This window comes from Alteromonas nitratireducens (genome assembly GCF_040812025.1).
Taxonomy (GTDB): Bacteria; Pseudomonadota; Gammaproteobacteria; order Enterobacterales; family Alteromonadaceae; genus Alteromonas; species Alteromonas nitratireducens.
In genome coordinates this window covers 23,809-44,946 of sequence record NZ_JBFNPK010000021.1, presented here as the reverse complement: position 1 = coordinate 44,946, position 21,138 = coordinate 23,809, and the positions used below count along the sequence as shown (strand labels likewise).

At 47.6% G+C, this 21,138-nt stretch carries 27 protein-coding genes; all 27 read left to right on the top strand.

Annotated features, from left to right (window positions below):
- Positions 1–87, top strand: an 87-nt coding sequence (locus tag AB1N33_RS15045) for an IS3 family transposase (protein WP_411269965.1), incomplete at its 5' end; no start/stop codon positions are given.
- Between the two features lie 54 nt (positions 88–141).
- The gene (locus tag AB1N33_RS15040; RefSeq protein ID WP_411272386.1) at positions 142–660 is read left to right on the top strand and encodes a BLUF domain-containing protein; all 519 of its coding nucleotides are present in this window, start codon (positions 142–144) and stop codon (positions 658–660) included.
- A 215-nt stretch (positions 661–875) separates the two neighbouring features.
- Entirely contained in the window at positions 876–1,244 is a 369-nt protein-coding gene (gene rplN / locus AB1N33_RS15035; RefSeq protein ID WP_411272385.1) for a 50S ribosomal protein L14, read from the top strand.
- A 12-nt stretch (positions 1,245–1,256) separates the two neighbouring features.
- On the top strand, positions 1,257–1,571 hold the full coding sequence (gene rplX, locus AB1N33_RS15030) for a 50S ribosomal protein L24 (RefSeq protein WP_411272384.1): 315 nt from the start codon (positions 1,257–1,259) through the stop codon (positions 1,569–1,571).
- A gap of 16 nt (positions 1,572–1,587) precedes the next feature.
- Positions 1,588–2,127, top strand: a complete 540-nt coding sequence (gene rplE, locus AB1N33_RS15025; protein ID WP_411272383.1) for a 50S ribosomal protein L5 — start codon at positions 1,588–1,590, stop codon at positions 2,125–2,127.
- Between the two features lie 13 nt (positions 2,128–2,140).
- Positions 2,141–2,446 carry a 30S ribosomal protein S14 gene (gene rpsN / locus AB1N33_RS15020; RefSeq protein ID WP_411272382.1) on the top strand — a complete coding sequence of 102 codons (306 nt, stop codon included), beginning with the start codon at positions 2,141–2,143 and terminating at the stop codon, positions 2,444–2,446.
- A 12-nt stretch (positions 2,447–2,458) separates the two neighbouring features.
- A complete protein-coding gene (gene rpsH, locus AB1N33_RS15015; RefSeq protein ID WP_411272381.1) occupies positions 2,459–2,851 on the top strand; it encodes a 30S ribosomal protein S8 in 393 nt (130 codons plus the stop codon).
- A gap of 14 nt (positions 2,852–2,865) precedes the next feature.
- A complete protein-coding gene (gene rplF / locus AB1N33_RS15010) occupies positions 2,866–3,399 on the top strand; it encodes a 50S ribosomal protein L6 (protein WP_411272380.1) in 534 nt (177 codons plus the stop codon).
- Between the two features lie 12 nt (positions 3,400–3,411).
- Complete coding sequence (gene rplR / locus AB1N33_RS15005; protein WP_411272379.1) at positions 3,412–3,765, top strand: 50S ribosomal protein L18; 354 nt, start codon at positions 3,412–3,414, stop codon at positions 3,763–3,765.
- Between the two features lie 9 nt (positions 3,766–3,774).
- Complete coding sequence (gene rpsE, locus AB1N33_RS15000; RefSeq protein WP_411272378.1) at positions 3,775–4,275, top strand: 30S ribosomal protein S5; 501 nt, start codon at positions 3,775–3,777, stop codon at positions 4,273–4,275.
- Positions 4,276–4,281: 6 nt separating this feature from the next.
- Positions 4,282–4,461 (top strand): 50S ribosomal protein L30, encoded by a 180-nt coding sequence (rpmD, locus tag AB1N33_RS14995; protein ID WP_262993178.1) that lies wholly within the window; start codon positions 4,282–4,284, stop codon positions 4,459–4,461.
- Between the two features lie 3 nt (positions 4,462–4,464).
- On the top strand, positions 4,465–4,899 hold the full coding sequence (rplO, locus tag AB1N33_RS14990; protein ID WP_411272377.1) for a 50S ribosomal protein L15: 435 nt from the start codon (positions 4,465–4,467) through the stop codon (positions 4,897–4,899).
- Between the two features lie 5 nt (positions 4,900–4,904).
- Positions 4,905–6,224, top strand: a complete 1,320-nt coding sequence (gene secY / locus AB1N33_RS14985) for a preprotein translocase subunit SecY (protein WP_411272376.1) — start codon at positions 4,905–4,907, stop codon at positions 6,222–6,224.
- A 25-nt stretch (positions 6,225–6,249) separates the two neighbouring features.
- Positions 6,250–6,363 carry a 50S ribosomal protein L36 gene (rpmJ, locus tag AB1N33_RS14980; RefSeq protein ID WP_013786217.1) on the top strand — a complete coding sequence of 38 codons (114 nt, stop codon included), beginning with the start codon at positions 6,250–6,252 and terminating at the stop codon, positions 6,361–6,363.
- Positions 6,364–6,534: 171 nt separating this feature from the next.
- On the top strand, positions 6,535–6,891 hold the full coding sequence (rpsM, locus tag AB1N33_RS14975) for a 30S ribosomal protein S13 (protein ID WP_411272375.1): 357 nt from the start codon (positions 6,535–6,537) through the stop codon (positions 6,889–6,891).
- A 15-nt stretch (positions 6,892–6,906) separates the two neighbouring features.
- Positions 6,907–7,299 (top strand): 30S ribosomal protein S11, encoded by a 393-nt coding sequence (gene rpsK / locus AB1N33_RS14970; protein ID WP_411272374.1) that lies wholly within the window; start codon positions 6,907–6,909, stop codon positions 7,297–7,299.
- A gap of 24 nt (positions 7,300–7,323) precedes the next feature.
- The gene (rpsD, locus tag AB1N33_RS14965) at positions 7,324–7,944 is read left to right on the top strand and encodes a 30S ribosomal protein S4 (protein ID WP_411272373.1); all 621 of its coding nucleotides are present in this window, start codon (positions 7,324–7,326) and stop codon (positions 7,942–7,944) included.
- 20 nt (positions 7,945–7,964) lie between these two features.
- Positions 7,965–8,954: a DNA-directed RNA polymerase subunit alpha gene (locus AB1N33_RS14960; protein ID WP_411272387.1), complete on the top strand. Its 990-nt coding sequence runs from the start codon at positions 7,965–7,967 to the stop codon at positions 8,952–8,954.
- Between the two features lie 41 nt (positions 8,955–8,995).
- Positions 8,996–9,397, top strand: coding sequence for a 50S ribosomal protein L17 (rplQ, locus tag AB1N33_RS14955; protein ID WP_411272372.1), 402 nt, complete (start codon positions 8,996–8,998; stop codon positions 9,395–9,397).
- Between the two features lie 232 nt (positions 9,398–9,629).
- Positions 9,630–10,085 (top strand): adenylyltransferase/cytidyltransferase family protein, encoded by a 456-nt coding sequence (locus AB1N33_RS14950; protein ID WP_411272371.1) that lies wholly within the window; start codon positions 9,630–9,632, stop codon positions 10,083–10,085.
- 23 nt (positions 10,086–10,108) lie between these two features.
- Entirely contained in the window at positions 10,109–11,569 is a 1,461-nt protein-coding gene (locus AB1N33_RS14945) for a glycosyltransferase family 2 protein (RefSeq protein WP_411272370.1), read from the top strand.
- Positions 11,566–12,804, top strand: coding sequence for a glycosyltransferase family 4 protein (locus tag AB1N33_RS14940; RefSeq protein ID WP_411272369.1), 1,239 nt, complete (start codon positions 11,566–11,568; stop codon positions 12,802–12,804). The genes AB1N33_RS14945 and AB1N33_RS14940 overlap by 4 nt, the downstream gene beginning before the upstream one ends.
- A gap of 83 nt (positions 12,805–12,887) precedes the next feature.
- Positions 12,888–14,831: a LicD family protein gene (locus tag AB1N33_RS14935; RefSeq protein WP_411272368.1), complete on the top strand. Its 1,944-nt coding sequence runs from the start codon at positions 12,888–12,890 to the stop codon at positions 14,829–14,831.
- A 16-nt stretch (positions 14,832–14,847) separates the two neighbouring features.
- Complete coding sequence (locus AB1N33_RS14930) at positions 14,848–16,152, top strand: discoidin domain-containing protein (RefSeq protein ID WP_411272367.1); 1,305 nt, start codon at positions 14,848–14,850, stop codon at positions 16,150–16,152.
- 35 nt (positions 16,153–16,187) lie between these two features.
- Positions 16,188–17,249, top strand: a complete 1,062-nt coding sequence (locus AB1N33_RS14925; protein WP_411272366.1) for a hypothetical protein — start codon at positions 16,188–16,190, stop codon at positions 17,247–17,249.
- A gap of 162 nt (positions 17,250–17,411) precedes the next feature.
- Positions 17,412–18,515: a hypothetical protein gene (locus tag AB1N33_RS14920; protein WP_411272365.1), complete on the top strand. Its 1,104-nt coding sequence runs from the start codon at positions 17,412–17,414 to the stop codon at positions 18,513–18,515.
- 121 nt (positions 18,516–18,636) lie between these two features.
- On the top strand, positions 18,637–21,135 hold the full coding sequence (locus tag AB1N33_RS14915; protein ID WP_411272364.1) for a glycosyltransferase family 2 protein: 2,499 nt from the start codon (positions 18,637–18,639) through the stop codon (positions 21,133–21,135).
- The last annotated feature ends 3 nt before the right edge of the window (positions 21,136–21,138 follow it).

The window sequence follows — 21,138 nt, the reverse complement described above, 5'->3', positions numbered from 1 at the left end:
GACTATTACAACAACGAACGTATTAAGCTGAAACTAAAAGGCCTGAGTCCGATACAATATCGAAATCAGGCCTTGGTCGCCGCTTAGAAATGAGTCCAACTTTATGGGGTCACTTCAATGGCCTGCTTTTTTTAAAGCTATATGAGTGCAATTAACTGGCTGATACTATACTTAAAACGTGTACCTTCGCCTGAGTTTATAACAATGGTATTTCAGCTTGCATACCTAAGCCATGCTATCCATCCCATGAAAGACAGCGACCTGGATATTTTGCTGGTAAAAGCGCGTGCCAGAAATCAGTCGAGTAATATTACGGGGTTACTGGTGTATTCTGACCAGACATTTTTTCAAATTCTGGAGGGACCAGAGGATAAAATAAAAGCACTTTTCGCTCGTATAAAGGAAGACCCGAGACATACTGGTGTTATTGAATTAGCACAACGTGTCATTCCCAGTGCGATGTTTAGTCAGTGGAGCATGGGCTTTATCAGAGAAAATACTTTTGCAGAAGTGCCATTGCCGGGGTACACCGACCTCCTGACATCACCCAAAACAGACCGTGAATATATGTTGCCTGCCGACGCTAGCGTCGCAAGTCTTTTTAATGCCTTTTACAACACCTACTGTGATGATCACGGGGCACAGTCAAAGTTACATTAATCAGACTGTATCGCCCTTAGGGAGCGTTTCCCAGGCCAGTTTACTGTCCACCCAAATCGCTTAAAATTAATTCACATTGCGGGTATCACTTCTCAATCTTTTCTGTTATCATTTCGCGCCCTTTTTATGGGGGTATGTATATAAAAGCAGCAAATTGTTGCTTTTAGCAGCGTAAACGACTCGGGAGAGTCTTCATTTATTAGCGGAGCACTAACATGATCCAAATGCAAACTAACCTGGACGTTGCAGATAACAGCGGCGCTCGCAGGGTTCAGTGTATTAAGGTTCTTGGTGGCTCGCATCGCCGTTATGCAGGTATCGGTGACATCATCAAAGTTACTGTTAAGGAAGCAATTCCTCGCGGTAAAGTTAAAAAAGGTGACGTACTGAACGCAGTGGTGGTGCGTACTAGAAAAGGCGTTCGTCGTGCAGATGGTTCTACTATCCGTTTCGATAATAACGCAGCTGTTTTGTTGAACAACAACAAGCAGCCAATTGGTACGCGTATCTTTGGACCGGTAACCCGTGAGCTGAGAAGTGATAACTTCATGAAAATCATCTCACTGGCCCCAGAGGTACTATAAGGAGTCACGATAATGGCTAACAAAATTCGTCGTGATGATGAAGTAGTCGTATTAGCGGGTAAAGACAAAGGCAAAACAGGCAAAGTCCTGAAAGTGCTGAATGCTGATAACCGTGTTGTTGTAGAAGGTGTAAACCTGGTCAAGAAACACCAGAAGCCTAACCCTCAACTGGGTCAAGCTGGCGGTATTATTGAAAAGGAAGCTTCTATTCACGTATCTAATGTTGCGATTGTTAACCCGGCAACGGGCAAAGCGGATCGCGTTGGTTTCCGTGTTGAAGGCGAGAAGAAAGTTCGTTTCTTCAAGTCTAACGGTGAACTTGTTTAATTAATTGGAGAGTACGATGGCGAAACTGCATGATTTCTATAAAGAAACAGTAGTAGCTGAACTTGCGAAGCAGTTCGGGTACAAAAGCGTCATGCAAGTCCCTCGGATTGAAAAAATCACCCTGAACATGGGTCTGGGTGAAGCAGTTGCTGACAAGAAAGTTCTTGAAAATGCACAGGCTGACATGGCTGCTATCTCTGGTCAGAAGCCTGTTGTAACAACTGCCAGAAAATCAGTAGCGGGTTTCAAAATCCGTGAAGGTTATCCGATTGGCTGTAAAGTAACCCTGCGCGGCGAGCGTATGTGGGAATTCCTGGAGCGTTTGATTTCAATCGCTATCCCGCGTGTTCGCGACTTCCGTGGTCTGAATCCTAAGTCATTCGACGGTCGTGGTAACTACAGCATGGGCGTGCGTGAACAAATCATCTTCCCTGAAATCGATTTCGATAAAGTGGATAAGGTTCGTGGTATGGATATTACTATCACTACCAGCGCGAACTCTGATGATGAAGCACGAGCTCTGCTGAGCGCGTTCAACTTCCCATTCAGAAAATAAGGGGTGTAGGGTTATGGCAAAAGAATCAATGAAGGCCCGTGAAGTAAAGCGTGCAAAGCTTGTTGCTAAGTACGCCGAAAAACGCGCCGCACTAAAAGCGATTATCAGCGATGTTAACGCATCTGAAGAAGAGCGTTGGGATGCTGTTCTGAAGCTACAACAACTGCCACGTGACAGTGCCAAAACTCGTCAGCAGAACCGCTGCCGTGTAACTGGTCGCCCACATGGTTACCTACGCAAATTTGGTCTTAGCCGTATCAAGCTGCGCGAAGCAGCGATGCGCGGTGAAGTCCCTGGCCTGAAAAAAGCCAGCTGGTAAGGAGTAGCTGATATGAGCATGCAAGATCCTATCGCGGATATGTTTACCCGCATCCGTAACGGCCAGATGGCACAGAAAGTTTCTGTGACTATGCCTTCTTCTAAGCTTCGCGTTGCAATTTGCGAAGTACTGAAAGCTGAAGGTTATATCACTGACTTCGCAGTCTCTGGTGACGTTAAGCCTGTTTTGGAAGTGACTCTGAAGTACTTCGAAGGCAAGCAAGTCATTGACACAATTGAACGTGTAAGCCGCCCTGGTCTGCGCATCTATAAGAAAAAAGATGAGCTGCCAAAAGTAATGGGTGGTCTGGGCGTTGCTATCGTGTCGACTTCTAGAGGTGTGATGACTGACCGTGCAGCGCGTAATGCGGGCATGGGCGGTGAGATCATCGGTTATGTCGCGTAATCGGAGGAGTTGAGATGTCACGAGTAGCAAAAGCCCCGGTTGACGTAGTATCAGGTGTAGAAATTTCTATCTCTGGTCAGGAAGTCACCGTTAAAGGTAAAAATGGCACACTGACCCGCGTATTCAACGACGCTGTTGAAGTAGTGCAGGAAGAAAACCAGTTAAAAGCGCTTCCTCGTGAAGGTTTCGCTGACGGCTGGGCACAGGCAGGTACTGCACGTGCGATCCTGAACGCGATGGTCCAGGGTGTATCTGAAGGTTTTGAGAAAAAGCTGCAGCTGAATGGTGTTGGTTACCGTGCACAAGCACAGGGTAGCAAACTGAACCTGACACTGGGTTTCTCTCATCCTGTCTCATACGAAATGCCTCAGGGCATTACAGTAGAAACTCCTAGCCAAACTGAAATCGTCGTGAAAGGCGCCGATAAGCAGATGGTAGGACAGGTTGCGGCAAACATCCGCGCGTACCGTCCACCAGAGCCTTACAAAGGCAAAGGTGTTCGTTATGCTGACGAATATGTGCGTCGTAAAGAAGCTAAGAAAAAGTAGGTGGGTGATACGATGGATAAGAAAACAGCTCGCATCCGCCGCGCAACACGCGCGCGCGCAAAAATTCGTGAACTGGCCGCGCATCGCTTGGTTGTAAACCGTACACCTCGCCACATCTATGCTCAGCTTATCGCGCCTAGCGGTGCTGAAGTATTAGCAGCGGCTTCTACTGTTGAGAAAGACCTTGCGAAAGGCCTGAAATCAACAGGCAACACTGAAGCAGCGGCGGCAGTCGGTAAAGCAATCGCAGAGCGTGCAATCGAGAAAGGCATCAAAACTGTCGCTTTCGATCGCAGCGGTTTCAAATACCACGGTCGCGTGAAAGCATTAGCTGATGCAGCTCGCGAAGCTGGTCTTCAGTTCTAGGAGTTTATAATGGCTAAACAAGAAGTTCAGAACGGTGAACTGTTAGAGAAATTGATTGCCGTAAACCGCGTATCTAAAGTGGTTAAAGGTGGTCGTATCTTCAGTTTTACTGCATTGACAGTAGTGGGTGACGGCAATGGCCGCGTTGGTTTCGGTTACGGTAAAGCACGTGAAGTGCCTGCCGCTATCCAGAAAGCAATGGAAAAGGCGCGTCGCAACATGGTTGACGTTGACCTGAATGGTCACACGCTGCAGCACCCAATTAAAGGTCGTCACTCTGGCTCTAAGGTTTACATGCAGCCAGCATCTGAAGGTACCGGTATCATTGCCGGTGGTGCGATGCGTGCAGTCCTGGAAGTAGCCGGTGTGCAGAACGTACTTTCAAAATGTTACGGCTCTACAAACCCAATCAACGTAGTTCGTGCAACCATCAACGCGCTGACAGAAATGAACAGCCCGGCGAAAGTTGCAGCGAAGCGTGGATTGTCTGTAGAAGAGATTTTGGGGTAATCAGACATGGCAACGATTAAAGTAAAGCAAACGAAGAGTGCGATTGGCCGCCTGCCAAAGCACAAAGCGACGCTGAAAGGCTTAGGCCTGCGTAAAATCAACCATGTCCGTGAACTGGAAGATACACCAGCTGTACGTGGCATGATCAACCGTGTTTCGTACATGGTTGAAGTAGTGGAGGAGTAAGACATGCGTTTGAACACAATTGCTCCTGCACCAGGAGCGAAACAATCAGGTAAGCGTACCGGTCGTGGTATCGGTTCAGGTCTTGGTAAAACAGGTGGCGTAGGTCACAAAGGTCAGAAAAGCCGTTCAGGTGGCCGCGTTAAGCCAGGATTTGAAGGTGGTCAGATGCCAATCCAGCGCCGTCTGCCAAAGTTTGGTTTCACGTCACGTAAGGGCATGGTTACTGACCAGGTTACACTGACTGAAATCGCGAAGGTAGAAGGTGATACTGTATCGCTTGAGACTTTGAAAGCCGCAGGTCTGGTTAAGAAAGACATGCAGTTCGTTAAAGTCGTTAAGAGCGGCGAAGTATCGCGCGCGGTAACGGTAAGTGGTTTGAAGGTTACTAAAGGCGCTCGCGAAGCGATTGAAGCTGCTGGCGGTAAAGTAGAGGAATAAGCTAGATGGCTAAACCAGGATTGGATTCAGGCGCAAAAAGCGGCTTGAGTGAGCTGAAATCAAGGTTGTTGTTCGTACTCGGTGCGATCATTGTATTCAGATTGGGTTCGTATGTTCCCATCCCTGGTATTGATCCGGCAGTACTTGCTCAGTTGTTCGAACAACAGAAAGGCACCATCGTTGAAATGTTCAACATGTTCTCTGGTGGTGCGCTTGAGCGTGCATCCGTTCTGGCTTTGGGCATTATGCCATACATTACTGCATCCATTATCATGCAGTTGCTCTCGGTGGTGCACCCACCGATGATGGAGCTTAAAAAAGAAGGTGAAGCAGGTCGTCGTAAGATCAGTCAGTACACGCGTTATCTGACGCTGGTGCTGGCGACGTTCCAGTCAATTGGTATTGCGACCGGTCTGCCTAACCTGATTAATGGATTGGTGATAAGTCCTGGCTTCGGATTTTACTTTACAGCGGTAGTGAGCCTTGTCACAGGAACCATGTTCCTGATGTGGCTGGGTGAGCAAATTACCGAACGGGGTATTGGTAACGGTATCTCGATTTTGATTTTTGCTGGCATTGTTGCCGGTCTGCCAACAGCGATAGGTCAGACCGCGGAACAGGCACGGCAGGGCGACATTAACATGCTGTTCCTGCTGCTGATTGGTGTGATTGTCATTGGTCTGACTTATCTGGTGGTGTTCGTTGAACGTGCACAGCGCCGGATCGTGGTGAACTACGCGAAGCGTCAGCAGGGCCGTAAGGTCTATGCAGCGCAGAGCACGCATTTGCCACTGAAGGTCAACATGGCTGGTGTAATTCCGCCGATTTTTGCCTCCAGCATTATTCTGTTCCCCGGAACCATTGCAGGATGGTTTGGTCAGAATGAATCAACGGCGTGGTTGCAGGATGTCGCTTTAATGCTGTCACCTGGTCAGCCACTGTACGTGATGCTGTACGCTGCTGCGATTATCTTCTTCTGCTTTTTCTACACGGCGTTGGTTTTCAACCCGCGTGACACTGCAGATAACCTGAAGAAGTCTGGCGCGTTCATCCCTGGTATCCGTCCAGGTGAGCAAACATCACGCTACATCGATAAGGTAATGACTCGCCTGACACTGGCTGGCGCACTGTACATAACCTTTATTTGTTTGGTGCCTGAATTCATGCTGATTGCCTGGAATGTGCCGTTCTACTTCGGTGGTACGTCGCTTCTGATTATCGTGGTGGTCATCATGGACTTTATGGCACAGGTGCAGACGCATTTGATGTCCAGTCAATATGAGTCTGTTCTGAAGAAAGCTAACCTTAAAGGCTACGGCCGCTAAGCTTAGCCTACTACGGAGTGATGTAATGAAAGTTCGTGCATCAGTTAAAAAGATTTGCCGTAACTGCAAAGTCATCAAGCGCAACGGTGTTGTGCGTGTGATTTGCACAGAGCCTAAGCACAAGCAAAGGCAAGGTTAATCTACGCGGTTAAAAATACGGCTGAAGTTGCCAGGGCCCGAAACGATAAGTTGACGGTTCTGGTTGCTTTCGTTTTGAGTATTTTCAACCTTTGTTTGCAATTTAGTCGACGGATAAGTATCCTAACGGGCTTTTTAGGTCGTCGACAAAAATTTAAGAGGAGTGCTGTTAATGGCCCGTATCGCTGGCATTAACATTCCTGAACACAAGCATGCCGTAATCGCTATCCAGGCGATCTACGGAATTGGCGCTACTCGTGCGAAAGCCATTTGTGCCGGTGCTGGTGTTGCAGAATCAACAAAAATTAAAGACTTAGACGAAGCTACCATCGATAAGCTTCGTGACGAAGTGGCTAAGTTCACTGTTGAAGGTGATCTTCGCCGTGAAGTGTCTATGAGCATCAAACGTCTGATGGACCTGGGTTGCTTCCGTGGCATCCGCCACCGTCGTAGCTTGCCTCTACGTGGTCAGCGCACTAAGACTAATGCGCGTACCCGTAAAGGTCCTCGTAAGCCAATTAAGAAGTAAGCGGGGGAATAAGTTATGGCAAAAGCACCAGCTCGTAATACGCGTAAACGCGCAAAACGTCAGGTTGCAGACGGTATGGCTCACATCCATGCGTCTTTCAACAACACTATTGTGACTATCACAGACCGTCAGGGTAACGCTCTGGCATGGGCAACATCTGGTGGTTCAGGTTTCCGTGGTTCACGTAAATCTACTCCGTTTGCTGCTCAGGTAGCTGCAGAGCGCGCAGGCGTTGCTGCACAGGAATACGGTCTGAAGAACCTTGAAGTGTTCGTTAAAGGTCCAGGTCCAGGCCGTGAGTCTGCGATCCGTGCGCTTAACGCCACTGGGTACAAGATCACAAACATTACCGATGTGACCCCAATTCCTCACAACGGTTGTCGTCCACCGAAAAAACGTCGCGTTTAATCGACGGACAGTTGGAGAAAGATCATGGCAAGATATTTGGGTCCAAAACTCAAACTAAGCCGTCGCGAAGGAACTGACCTGTTCCTGAAAAGCGGCGTTCGCGCAATCGATTCTAAGTGTAAGATCGATACAGCGCCTGGTCAGCACGGTGCCCGTCGTGGCCGTCTGTCTGACTACGGTGTTCAGCTGCGTGAAAAGCAAAAAGTACGTCGCATGTATGGCGTACTGGAAAAGCAATTCCGTAACTACTACAAAGAAGCTGCCCGTCTGAAAGGCAACACAGGTGAAAACCTGCTGCAACTGCTTGAGCAGCGTCTTGACAACGTAGTATATCGCATGGGATTCGCCAGCACGCGTGCGGAAGCTCGCCAGCTGGTTAGCCACAAGGCGATTATGGTGAATGGTCGCGTTGTGAACATTCCATCATTCAACGTTACTGCCGAAGACGTGGTTTCTGTTCGTGAGAAAGCGAAAAAGCAGGCTCGTATCGTAGCGGCTCTGGAGCTGGCTGACCAACGTGAGAAGCCAACCTGGATTGAAGTAGACAGCAACAAGATGGAAGGTACGTTCAAGCGTATTCCTGAAAGAGAAGACCTGTCTGCGGAAATTAACGAACAGTTGATCGTCGAACTTTACTCTAAGTAAAGCTTAACTAAAGAGGAAGCATTGTGGGTTCTGTGACTGAATTCCTAAAACCGAGATTAGTTGAGATCGAAAACGTCTCTCCTACTCGTGCCAAAGTAACTTTGGAACCCCTGGAGCGCGGCTTTGGCCACACTCTGGGTAACGCCCTGCGTCGTATTTTGCTGTCATCTATGCCTGGATGTGCGGTTACCGAGGTAGAAATTGATGGCGTTTTACACGAGTACAGCACCAAAGAAGGTGTTCAGGAAGACGTCATCGAGATCTTGCTAAATCTGAAAGGTTTAGCGGTTCGCCTTGAAGGCAAAGACGAGGCGACCCTGACTCTAGCGAAATCTGGCGCTGGCCCTGTTGTTGCTGGTGATATTCAGCATGACGGCGATGTAGAAATCGTGAACCCTGACCACGTTATTTGTACGTTGACAGGCGATGCTGAAATCAGCATGCGCATCAAAGTAGAGATGGGACGCGGTTACGTTCCTGCTTCTACTCGTCGCTCCTCTGAAGAAGATGATCGTCCCATTGGTCGTTTGTTAGTTGACGCGTCTTACAGCCCTGTAGAGCGTATTGCTTACACTGTTGAATCTGCGCGTGTTGAACAACGCACAGACTTAGACAAACTGATCATTGATATGGAAACGAACGGCACGCTGGATCCTGAAGAGGCCATCCGTCGTTCTGCAACCATTCTTGCTGAACAGCTCGACGCATTCGTAGATCTGCGTGATGTATCTGAGCCAGAAGCGAAAGAAGAGAAGCCAGAATTCGATCCGATTCTGCTTCGCCCGGTTGATGATCTGGAATTAACAGTACGTTCTGCAAACTGTTTGAAAGCGGAAGCTATCCAGTATATTGGTGACCTGGTACAGCGCACTGAGGTAGAGCTTCTTAAGACGCCTAACCTTGGTAAGAAGTCGCTGACTGAAATCAAAGATGTTCTGGCATCTCGTGGTCTGTCTCTGGGCATGCGCCTGGAAAACTGGCCGCCAGAGAGCATCGCTGAAAAAGATTAATCAGGTTTATAGTAAACTGATTTGTAGAGAAGGATAAAACTATGCGCCATCGTAAGAGTGGTCGTCAGTTGAATCGCAACAGCAGCCATCGTCAAGCTATGTTCCGTAACATGGCCGGCTCACTGGTCAAGCACGAAGTGATCAAAACGACGTTACCAAAAGCGAAAGAATTACGTCGCGTAATCGAGCCTCTTATCACGCTGGCTAAGCAAGACAGCGTTGCAAACCGCCGTCTGGCCTTCGCCCGCACTGGTGATAAAGAGGTTGTAGGTAAACTGTTCAACGAGCTTGGTCCTCGTTACGAAGCTCGCCCAGGCGGTTACACGCGCATTCTGAAATGCGGTTTCCGTGCTGGTGACAACGCGCCTATGGCGTTTGTTGAACTGGTTGACCGTCCGGAAGTAGAAGCTGCTGAAGAAGCGGTAGAAGCTACCGAAGAGTAAGACCTAACGGTATTTACGTAAAAACCCGGCCGTGTGCCGGGTTTTTTGTTTGTCCTTGTGTCATACGTTATATAGCCTTAAAGCACTTATTGTGTCACTTTTATGACATGCCGTTTTACGCTATCCTTGCCGGGCATTAAAAGGGCTCCGAGAATACTCCACATACAGCATAAGCCGGATACCATTTTCTTACACGCAGACGAATATGCTGGATGAAGAAGGAATTTGATCAATGAAAACCGTAGTGACTTACGGCACGTTCGACTTGTTTCACGTTGGCCATGTCAGATTATTAAAGCGCCTTAAAGCATTGGGCGACCGGCTTGTTGTCGGATTGTCAACCGATGAGTTCAATCACGTTAAAGGTAAAAAAGTCATCATTCCTTTCGAAGACAGAAAGGAAATATTGCTTGCCTGTCAGTACGTCGATGATGTCTTTCCGGAAACTTGTTGGGAACAGAAGAGAGACGACCTTATCAGGGAAAACGCTGATATCTTCGCAATTGGAGATGATTGGGCTGGTAAGTTCGACGATTTAGACGATATTGTTAATGTACTTTATCTCCCTCGGACAAAAGATATTTCAACGACAGAATTGAAAACAGTTCTGAGAGAAATAAATGAAGAAAAGTTGCGGGAAGTACGTAATGTCACGTCACACCTTCTCGACCTGGTTAACCAGATATAGGTAAAAACACGTTAAAGGCTGCCATGAAGGCAAAACTAAAAAGTATTATCAAAACTCGTTTCCCGGGGTTAGCTGGTAAGCTGTCCGGTAACCGCATACTTAACATCGACTTTGTGCTGGTGCAGGACAACAATGTGTTACTGTGCGGCTGGCTGGCGGACAAAACGGCTCCACTTCATGGTGTGTCGATGACCGCGAACGGTAAGCCGCTTGCAACCTTCTCGTTCGACCGTGACGACGTGGCAGCCGGTCTGCAGTTACCTTCAGTGGAATGCTGTACCGGTTTCCTGGCGGTGCTGGACGGCGTTGCCGGCAGTCTGGAAAATATTACCATCCAGTCGGATAACTATGCGTTTTCGCTGTCGCAACAACGTTATCGGCCTGTTAGCAGTGCAGCTGAAATCATCAGCCATGTGCCTACCGATCGGCAGGACGCATCAAAGTTTATTCAAAAGCAGGGTTTTGATATTGCAAAGGCCAGTGCTGAAGCCGTTACCATCGTGCGCCAGCTCGACCCTGACGTAAAAAAAATCAAGCAGATCCTGGATTCAACCCGCGTTAACGACGCTGACTTTTTTGACACGCTCGACAGCCAGGTGGTGCCGCAGCTTCAACGTATCTGGAAGAGCCGTATTAATAAATACGGGCAGAGCAGGATGCAACATTTTGGCGATAAGTCTGAAGCAGCTAAAGTAAGCGTTATAATTCCGCTGTACGGTCGATATGACTTTCTTCAGCATCAGATAGCTCAGTTTTCTGCCGATCCGGATATGGCCAACGCAGAGATTATTTATGTGCTGGATGATCCTGCACTGGAGCGTCAGCTTGCGTTAACTGCACATGGCGTTTTCGAAACGTTCCGCTTCCCGTTCAGTGTTGTATTTTCTGATAGTAACCGTGGGTTTTCTGGTGCCAATAATCTGGGTGCTGAATACGCGACAGGCGAGTTTTTATTGTTATTAAATTCAGACATTTTGCCAGCCCGAAAAGGCTGGCTGTCTGAGTTGCTAAGCCAATACCAAAGCGCAGATAACTGCGGCATGTTAGGCGCTACGCTGTTATACGAGGACGATACCATACAGCATGCGGGTATGGTGTTTGCCAAAGACTCACACTATCCCGGTATCTGGATGAATCATCATCCCTTCAAAGGGTTACCTGTTGACCTTGTTAAGCCCTCCGCTCTGTTTGAAACCCAGCTCGTGACCGGCGCATGCATGCTAATGAAGCGAAGTGATTTCAGCGAGGTTGGCGGCTTCGACACCATGTACATCCTGGGAGACTTTGAAGACTCTGATCTGTGCTTAAAAGTGCGCAGCCTGCAAAAGAAAATATATTGTTCCGGGTCCGTAAGGCTGTATCACCTTGAACGGCTGTCGCAAAACCTGGTAGACAGTGGCGATTGGAAGTTCAAACTTACACTGGCGAATGGCACGTATCAAAACAGTAAATGGGGTAGCGTAATTGAGGAGTTGGCACAATGAGCAGTAATGAAACCGTGCTGATTATTTCACATGGCCATCCTGACCTGAATAAAGGCGGGGCCGAAATTGCTGCCTACAACCTTTATAACGAGCTCCGGGCCCAGAATATAGACGCCTACTTCCTGGCCAGAACCAGCCAGACACCACATGGTGGCGCCGCATTCTCGTCAAGAAACGGTAAGCGGGAAATTCTTTTTCATACAACAATGGATGATGGCTTTTTATTCTCAAACATAAAAACCCGTCACATGTGGCAAGAGTTTCGCGATCTGCTGCTACTAATAAAGCCCACCGTGGTTCACCTGCATCACTATTTTCTGCTGGGAATAGAAATGCTGGAGGAAATTCGTCGTACGCTGCCACAATGTAAAATTGTGCTGACCCTGCACGAGTATCTTGCTATTTGCCATAACAAGGGGCTGATGGTGAAAACCAATGGCAAGCTTTGCTACAAAGCCTCAGCCAGAGACTGCCATGGCTGTTTTCCAGACAAACAACCCGGTGACTTCTTTCTTCGCGAGCAATACATTAAGCGCCTGTTTTCTGTGGTAGATCATTTTGTTTCGCCTTCTGAGTTCTTGAAAACGCGGTATCTGGAGTGGGGAATCGGTGATAAGCCGTTTACGGTCATAGAAAATGGTCAGCCGCACGGCACATTATCACCAGAAGCCGGTACTACGAATAATGCCGAATCGGTAACATTCGCCTTTTTCGGGCAGGTAAACCCGTATAAAGGCATTGATGTGCTGTTGGAAGCGGTATTGCTGCTGGACAAGTCGGTAGCCCGTAAAGTGAACGTAGAGATCCATGGTGCAAACTTAAACGTTCAGGAAACGACCTATCAGAAAAAAGTACAGAAATTACTTAAGAAAACACAGGGGCGCGTTATTTTTCACGGGCCGTATGAACCCCATGAATTACCGCAGCTATTGCAGCATGTAGACTGGGCCATCGTTCCTTCTGTGTGGTGGGAGAACTCGCCCATGGTAATACAGGAAGCATTTTCGCAGAAGGTGCCTCTTATTGTGTCAAACATTGGCGGCATGCAGGAAAAGGTGAAAGACGGTGTCGACGGTTTGCACTTCCGGTTTGGAAGCCCGGTCGACCTTGCTGCAACCATGACCCGTTGTGTAAGAGATCAGTCTATCCGGGCAGACTGCGCTGAGAACATCAAAACGCCGTTGTCTGCTTCGCAATGCGCTAAGGCCCATCTCGCTATTTATCGTGGTGAATAAAGCGGCCATGGCCGCTTTCATTATGACAATTCCGTTACAGTCATATAAAATCACGTTCCTTTGGTAATTTCACAAGATCACACATGCAACAACTGATAAGGAAGCTGGTTGGAAAACCGGTTCGTTGGGTCAGAAGGACCTCTTCAAAGTATTCACTACGCGCATTAGCGGAAGCCCGAAAAGCCGCTAAGGAAGACGCGATCTATCTTCCTGTGATCAGCCGTTTGCCAGGTCTGGTGTATGGTCCTTTTCGAAATGTATCGCCGTATCGTTTTTACATTAATAGCCCGGTAAAAAAAATCCGCTTTGAATTGGTTAATGAAACACCGGAAGTGCTGAACTTTAATCATGTCGGTGTGTGGATAAAGCAGGATGACGGAACGCTTGTTAAGTACAAAGGCCCGTTTTCGTGCGCGATGAGTTCAACAGCCGCAGTACTGCCTGATCCTAATGGTGCAATGCGCGGTGACGGCTCTAACTCGGTGTCTGTGCATTCGAAGCGGGAAGTCAAACCCTGGTGGGAGTGCGAGTTTCCGGACGCGGTAAATATCGTGTGCATTGAGCTGTTCAACCGCAAAGATATTTGGGGCAGCCGTAGCCGCGGACTTCTGTTTACCGCTTACAACGCGGAAGGTGCATGTATTACCCGCCAGTCTAAAGTAACAAAAAAAGGCGCAAACAATTACTTTGCTGAAGTCGCCCAGCCTCAGATTAATACCGCGTTAGCGTATGCGCGGGCAAATGGTGAAGCTAAGCTGGCCGACCGCATTGCGGAGCAGTTCTCTAACTGGCTGACAAAGCCTGACGCGGATGAGAGTCTGAAGGCGTCATTGCTAAGTGATCTTGCAACCGTAAACCAGCAGATATCCCAGCCAACGCCTGATCTTAGCGGAGAGCGCGAAACGGCGCTTACACTGCAAGTCCCGGCTGCCGCGCGTCATTTGCGTGTTGTGGCATTTGCCAAACGGGGTATTCGGCAAATTACGCTGAATACGTCAGCCGATGGTGATGACATGCTGTTGTCAGCCTCAGCGGCGTCGCAGATCCCCGAAGACATATTCGGCCTGCGCGATAATATTTGGGTGCTTCAGCCCCCGCATATTTTCCAGCGGTCTTTGCCTGTGGGCGATAAACCGAAGGAGGTTAAACTGTGGCATGGCGGGCATTACAGTGGCACCGCCTTTGTTCAGCGCCTGGTACAGTACAGTGAAGATGGCAGTACATGGCATATCATTGATTCAACGCTGGACAACCTCTCAGCCAGACTGACGCTGATTAGCGCGCAGGAATGGCTGCTGGGTATGAAGTGGACCCCGGAGTTTGCTGAAGAGCTGGGGCATTTCTGCGCGACATACCGTATTAGTCAGGCGCGTACAACCAAACCGTTATTCAGAAAACAGCGCCACCTGATGCCAGACTTCTTTAAAGGCATAGAAGCGGGCGCACACTCAGCGACGTATCTGCCGGCGGTGACGTATACACGACATGGTTTGACAGTGCCGTTCAGAGAGCTCGACTCCACCTTTCTGGCTGAGCGCATGTTTGCCTTCTGCCGTTTTCTGAAAGACACCTTCGGACTGGATGCCTTTCCCTGCTATGGTACATTGCTTGGGATGTACCGTGACGGCGACTTTTTGCCCCACGATGATGACATTGATGTTGCCGTGGTGGTTGATGCAGAAGAAGGCAAAAGTTATCGTGAAAGCTCGGCCATGTGGGTGGAAAGGCTTAAAGCCGCCGGCGTTCCCTGCCGTTTTCCCACCCCGTCCAGCTTAAATGTGCATTGCTATTTTGAAGACTTTGATATGGACTTATTCTTTATGTATCGCATGCCCGACAAGCCAGGCAAAATATGGACACATATGCAGGGTTATCAGGTTCGCGCAGTCAAGGGAAATCTGTTAGAGCCCTTAAGTACCTTTGAATTTAAGGGGTTTACCTTTAATGCGCCCGGAAAAATAGAAGGGTTTCTTCGCGATCGCTATGGTGATGGCTGGACGGTGCCGGATCCAACCTATGAACTATAAGCGACTAAGGAACAGCATGATCCGTTTTTTTAAAAACAAACATCGCCAGCCGGATGATCCACAATCTCTGCTGCCAGAGGATATGGCGTTAACGGTTAATCGCATCCGTGATTTTGTGAAAGCGAACCCGATTGTTGAATTTAAAGGAACGAAATCGAATGCGCCGCTGGAAGTAAAAACGTCCGAAAAAGGGCGCTTTGTGCGCTTCAGTCTGCAGACTGAGGTGTCATTTCATCTGGATGCCATTGAGATTTTTAATCGTGATGGCCGAAATATCGCGCCTAACAAAAAAACCATCATCAGCTCGGTGTACAACGACGAGGAAAAATATGATGGACGTGGGGCGCTGAACGGAAAAAAGAACGGTGGATGCGGGTTTCATACCCAGCGTGAGAAGAATCCATGGCTGGTGGTCGACCTCAAAACCATTCGTAATCTTGACAAAATTGTGGTGTATAACCGCGAAGGTACCTATTTTACGCGAGCGCTTAGCCTGAAAATTGAAGTGTCCAAAGACTTACGCAACTGGACAGAAGTGTACGACAACTGGCGCATGCTTAATGAATTTAAAAAGCAGAACCCATCAGAGTTTGAAAACGCAGTGTTACACGCGTTTATTCTCGATCCTGCGCCCAGTCAGGCTCTGCTTAGCAAATTGAAAAAAGCGGGCAGTCACAATCAGGCGCTGGCCTTTCAGAAATGTATCAGTGATGTGGTAAAGGAGCAGGGACTGGCGTTTGGACCTCACGGCTTTATGCGAACGTTTGAGCTGCGCAGTCAGGCTGAAAAAAATAAGGTGGCGAAAGAGCTCGGTAATCTGCTTCACTGGATAAACCATGAATTCGGTGTGCCCGCTTTCATTTCGTCAGGCACGTTATTAGGCATTGTCAGAGACGGTAAGTTTATCGACCATGATGATGATGTTGATATTTGTTACGTGGGAAAGGCGCAGGGTGAACACGCCATTCTGGAGGAGCGTGAGCGTTTGGTAAGCTTTCTTCGAGAGAAAGGATGCCGGGTGGCCCCATCTGGTATCGCACACTACTGGTGTACCACGCCTGGCGGGCAGGGGCTGGATATTTTTACCGGTTTTATCGAAGGTGAAAAGTGCAGTATGAACCCAATCAGCCGCAACGAAATTGACGTAACAGACGTGCTGCCGCTTAAGCAAATTGAGCACGATGGGGCTACCTTGTATATGCCGGCCAATCCGGAACGTTTGTTAGAAGTAAACTACGGACCCAACTGGCGCAAACCGGATCCGTTATGGAGCTTTAACTGGAAAAAAGCAAAGCAGGACTTTGCCTTTTTGTATTTCTGATGCTGCGGGTCTGAGTTCACGATGCAGGTAACACAGTGAAAAAGCAGACCTGGCTGCATATTGGCCCGCCCAAAACGGGTACTTCTGCGATTCAGCGCTGGCTGGTATCAAACCGTGACCTGCTCACAGAACACGGCATTTTTTATCCCGAACACGAGCTAGGGCCGAACGGCATTAGCTCTGGTCATCTACATTGTTTGCTGTCTCAAACAGACGCTGGCTGGGAGGTTGACGAGACCAAAGTGTCCCGATTGCTGAAGGCGTTTGAAGACAGTGGCTGTAACCGACTGCTGTTATCGTCTGAGTACTTCTTTTACCATATCGACACCCTGGTCAGGCTGTTGCCTGGTGTGCGCGTTGTTGCGTATATCCGCTGCCCGATGGAAACCTATGAGTCGGCATATAATCAGGGCGTAAAGCGCCATGGCAAAACCGAGCCGTTATCCTTCAGTAAAAACCTGCATACCACCACGCTCGACACGTTAGCGGCTGCCGCAAACACCCTTTCAGGTACGCGCTTTTATTTTCGTGCTTACCTGAATACAGACAAAGCAGACTTTAACCTGCTGGCCGATTTCGCTGATTTGCTTAACCTGCCCGTTGTTCCCGACAATACGTCAACGAACCCGTCATACAGTCTTGAGGCGCTGAAAGTAAAACGCTGGTTGAATCAATTTAAGTTAGCAGAGCTTGAAGCGGACATTGATGGCATATTGCAGGGTTTTCCTGACGGCACGCGACACTATACGCTGTTACCTGAGGATAAGCTGGAACGTCATACCAAACAGTGTATTAATGCGCTTAGAGAGTTTCATGCTGCATTTCATATCAAAGGGGCGAAACATCTCATTGCTTCAGTAAAAAACAGACAGACCCGTCAGATTGTGTCGCAGGATATTTCTCCGGACGCTGTGGTGATGGTTGCAAATTATATGTTTGATACCGCCCCCGATCTGTACGGCAAAATTTGCCAGTCGTTACCCGCGCCAACCGGCACGAAAGATGACAACGCGCTTCTCAGACAATTTACCCAACATCACAGCCCGTCACGCTGGCCCAGATTGCAAAAATTTATAAAGCGACTGTTTGCAAAATAAGTGTCACTGGCTAGCGTCGTCTTCGCTGACAAAACTGCAGGGGGAGAAGCACAGGAAAGTCGCATAGGAGGGTGTGCAAATCTACAATGGCAGGATGACTCACAGGGCGTTCGCGGTTACACTTAGTACACTTGGAATTAGTGTGGCGAATGCAGGAGTTTAATGGCCATCAACGTATACATTCATGTCGGTCCTCCCAAAACTGGCACATCTGCTATTCAGAATTGGTTGCAGGCAAATAACCAGGTGCTACTTGAACACGGCATTTATTACCCTGCGCATGCCATGGACGAAAATGGGGTAAGCTCAGGTAACCTGCTTGCTTTATTTGACAGGGATGACGATAAAAACCTCACGTTTAATGTCAGCAAAGCAACATCTGTTCTGAAAGATGCTCAGGCCCGTGGCGCCAGCGCATTGTTGCTGTCTTCAGAGTTTTTCTTCAAACGCCTCACCCCTGTGCTGGACTTTTTTCCCGGGGCGAGAGTGATAGCTTATTTGCGTGATCCGCTGGAAGTCATTGAGTCTGGCTATAACCAGGGTGTAAAACGACATTATCAAACCAAAAAGCTGAAAGTAGCAAAGGCGCCCAGAACACCTACGCTCGATTTGCTGGCAGAGCAGGTAAGGCAGTTTGGTGCAGACAGTTTTATTCTTCGCCCCTACGATTTTTCATTGTTTCATGGTGGCGATCTGGTCTCTGATTTTCTCTCGGTTTTTTCACTGGCGAAGCTGCACGAAAGCCAGTCGCCAATAATTAATTCGTCTTATGTGTTTGAAGCAATGGAATTTAAACGTTGGTTCAACCACATACAACATCAGCCGCTGCACCGCGCGCTAGATCGTTTTTTGCAGGGTTACACAGCGGGTACGGCCAAATATTCGTTACTGTCCGCTAAAAAAAGAACCGCACTAAGAGCATTTTTTAACAAAAGGCTGAAAACCTTTGTTGATGAATTCGCTGTGCCTGAGGGCGAGCAGTTTATTGAAGCTCTGAATAGTAAAGCGCCTAAACCCTATAAAAAGCAGGAAATCAGAGAGTCTGAGTTCGAAGCGTTGTTGCTGGAGTTTCTTGATGCAAGTGAAAGTGTTGTAGTGCACTTGCTGAATATCTATAAAGATCCTGTTCCTGACAGCCTGCAACAGTCGGCATATTATCCGACCTTTGAGAAAGTAATGGCAGCTTATGACAAGAAATATAAAAAAAGGTTAAAGTGGCAAAAACTACGCAGTGTTGGAAGCAAGCTTTTACCGAAAAGTTGGTGAATTAAATGTGAAATAAGGAAGCGACACGCTATAACAATGTATCCCTTATAAAAGAATATCTTCAAGATAAGTAATAATAGAAAAATCTTGCAAAAAGAGTGTAGAGAAAATGAGGAAATATATGACAGCTGGAAGTGCCTGTATTGATATAGCTGACAGAAAAACAATTCAGGGATGGGTAACATCTAATAAAAAGCGAGATTTTGGCTTGTATATCAATGATAAATTGATAACTCGCATTACAAATTTTATTAAGCGACAAGATGTCATCGATGCAGGCATTACGTCAGAGGATTGTGGTTTTGTCGTTGATGTAGTCGAACACATGGCAAACTTCGAAGGCGTAGCCAAGGTTGAGGTCAGAAATGGAACTGTAGTGTTGGCTGCGAAAGAAGTTATATTCGAAAAAGTAGTAAACTACATTGTTAACCCGTGGTTGAGCCTAGAGAATTTTAACAGTATCCAAAACTGGCAAATTAATGCTTCTCACCGTATTGGGGTGAGTTTGAATAGTTTTTTATCACCTTCACAGTTGCGATTTAGTAGTGATTGCTATACTCGGATTGTGATGGGCGACGTTCATGACACGGGTGAAAAGTGCCAGCTCGTCCCTTTACTTGAACCAATCCAACAAATTGAGTCATACCTCACTGTGGCATTAGTTGCAAAGGCATCGAATGACACTAATGTAACAATCATGGCTCGAAATATGACGGACGATAGCTTTATTGTCTGTGACACAGTTACAATTAGAAAAGACTGGCAGCATATTGCAGTGGAGTTGCCTGCGGATGCTGTTGCATCAATGAAAGCTGGTAATTGCGAGCTTGTATTAGAGTTGGTACATCATGGCAGACGTCATGTCGACATTGCCATGATGACACTTGCATCCGATCCTAATTTCTTACCTGAACAGCCATCAATAAAAACGGGACATTCGACTCATTGGCAATCCAAATCACTTCTCAAGAACGGTAGTTTTGAAACCTGGTCAAATGGAATTATGTTTAAGCATCTCCACCGTGGCCAAGAGTTAGCAGATAACTGGTTTGTCGAATTCAAGAAAACTAATCTAGGCAAGTTTGCGGTAGCTGCTGTTACAGACAACTCGCAAACAGATCCGCTGAAAGAGTCTCTTGATCAGAAATTTGGATTAAGAGTACGTACCAGGGAGCTAGATGGATACGCCAGGGTAGTCTGTCCGTTCGAAAAGGCTTATTTAAACTGTAACGATTACTATCTTTCTCTTGATATTGAGGCCTTAGGCTTGGCTCGTCGCGCGGTGCTACCTCGTATTTACATAATCGCGCGCGACGCCACGAGCGACAGAGTTGTAGCAGACCTAGCTCGTAAACAAACCGTTTTGGGTCGCGAGAGAATAGAGATTTTATTAAAGGCGAGCACCGTTGAGCAGATACTCGCAAATTCGGGAGAGTTGCCGACCCTGTGCCTGGCTTTTGATTTTTCTGATGAACAAGACTTTTGCCTCTATGAGGCTGAGCTTTCAACCGCGCGCCGGCTTCCAGAAGAGCAATTTAAGCAAGAAAAAAACAATACTGAGTCTTGTCAGTTTGAAGACCACAGTATCATAGAGCAGCTGCGTATCTTAAAAGGCATTGATTCATGGAGTTCGGATGAACCGGTCATGCCTGTGCGCCAGTCTATCGCCATGCATCACACGAATATTGGCCAAGAGGAGCAAGATGTACTCAGTTTTGCTGCGCAAGTTAGACGCTTGAAGCCTCACAAAATGTACCGGCCGTCCAGAGATTTTCCAACAGTCGACATTATCGTGCCCGTTTACAACGCTTGTGATGATGTATTCTTGTGTCTCTCGTCATTGATTGAAAAAACCGACTTACTGCATCGGGTTATAATTATCAATGACGGTGATGACCCAAGAACTGCGGAAATGTTGGCCGCATTTGATTGCGCTTTCGGTCATGTACAGCTTGTGACAAACAGTGAGAACATAGGTTATACCCGTTCCGTGAATAAAGGGATTAAGCATTCACGCGCGGACTGGGTTGTAGTGCTGAATAGTGACACCGTTGTTAGTCAGACATGGCTAAGCAAGCTCATGAATTGTGCGTTAAGCAGCGATAATGTTGGTATGGTAGGAGCATTGAGTAATGCTGCAAGTTGGCAGTCTGTGCCAGAAATCCACGATGCATCGGGGGATTGGCATCTAAACCCATTACCAAAAAATATGACAGTCGATGACATGGCTGAACTTGTTGAAAGCTTATCGAATAGGGACTACCCGCAAGTAGGCGTGATAAATGGTTTTTGTCAGCTAATCAATACGCGAATGCTAGATACGATCGGTTTATTAGATGAAGTTGCTTTTCCCTTGGGTTACGGCGAAGAAAATGACATGTGCGCGCGAGCAGTAAAAGCTGGGTATTCGCTGCTTATCGCAGATGACACTTATGTTTTTCATGCTAAATCCAAAAGTTTCGGTCACGAAAAACGAAAAGTCTTAGCTAAGCAAGGAGGGATTGAGTTGAAGAAAAAGCATCCTGATGTTGACTGGCAAAAAATAACCAAGGCTATTTTTGAAAATGAAGCATTGGTAACACTCAGAAATAAATTAAGTAAAGCGTTGAATGAGCAATAAGGA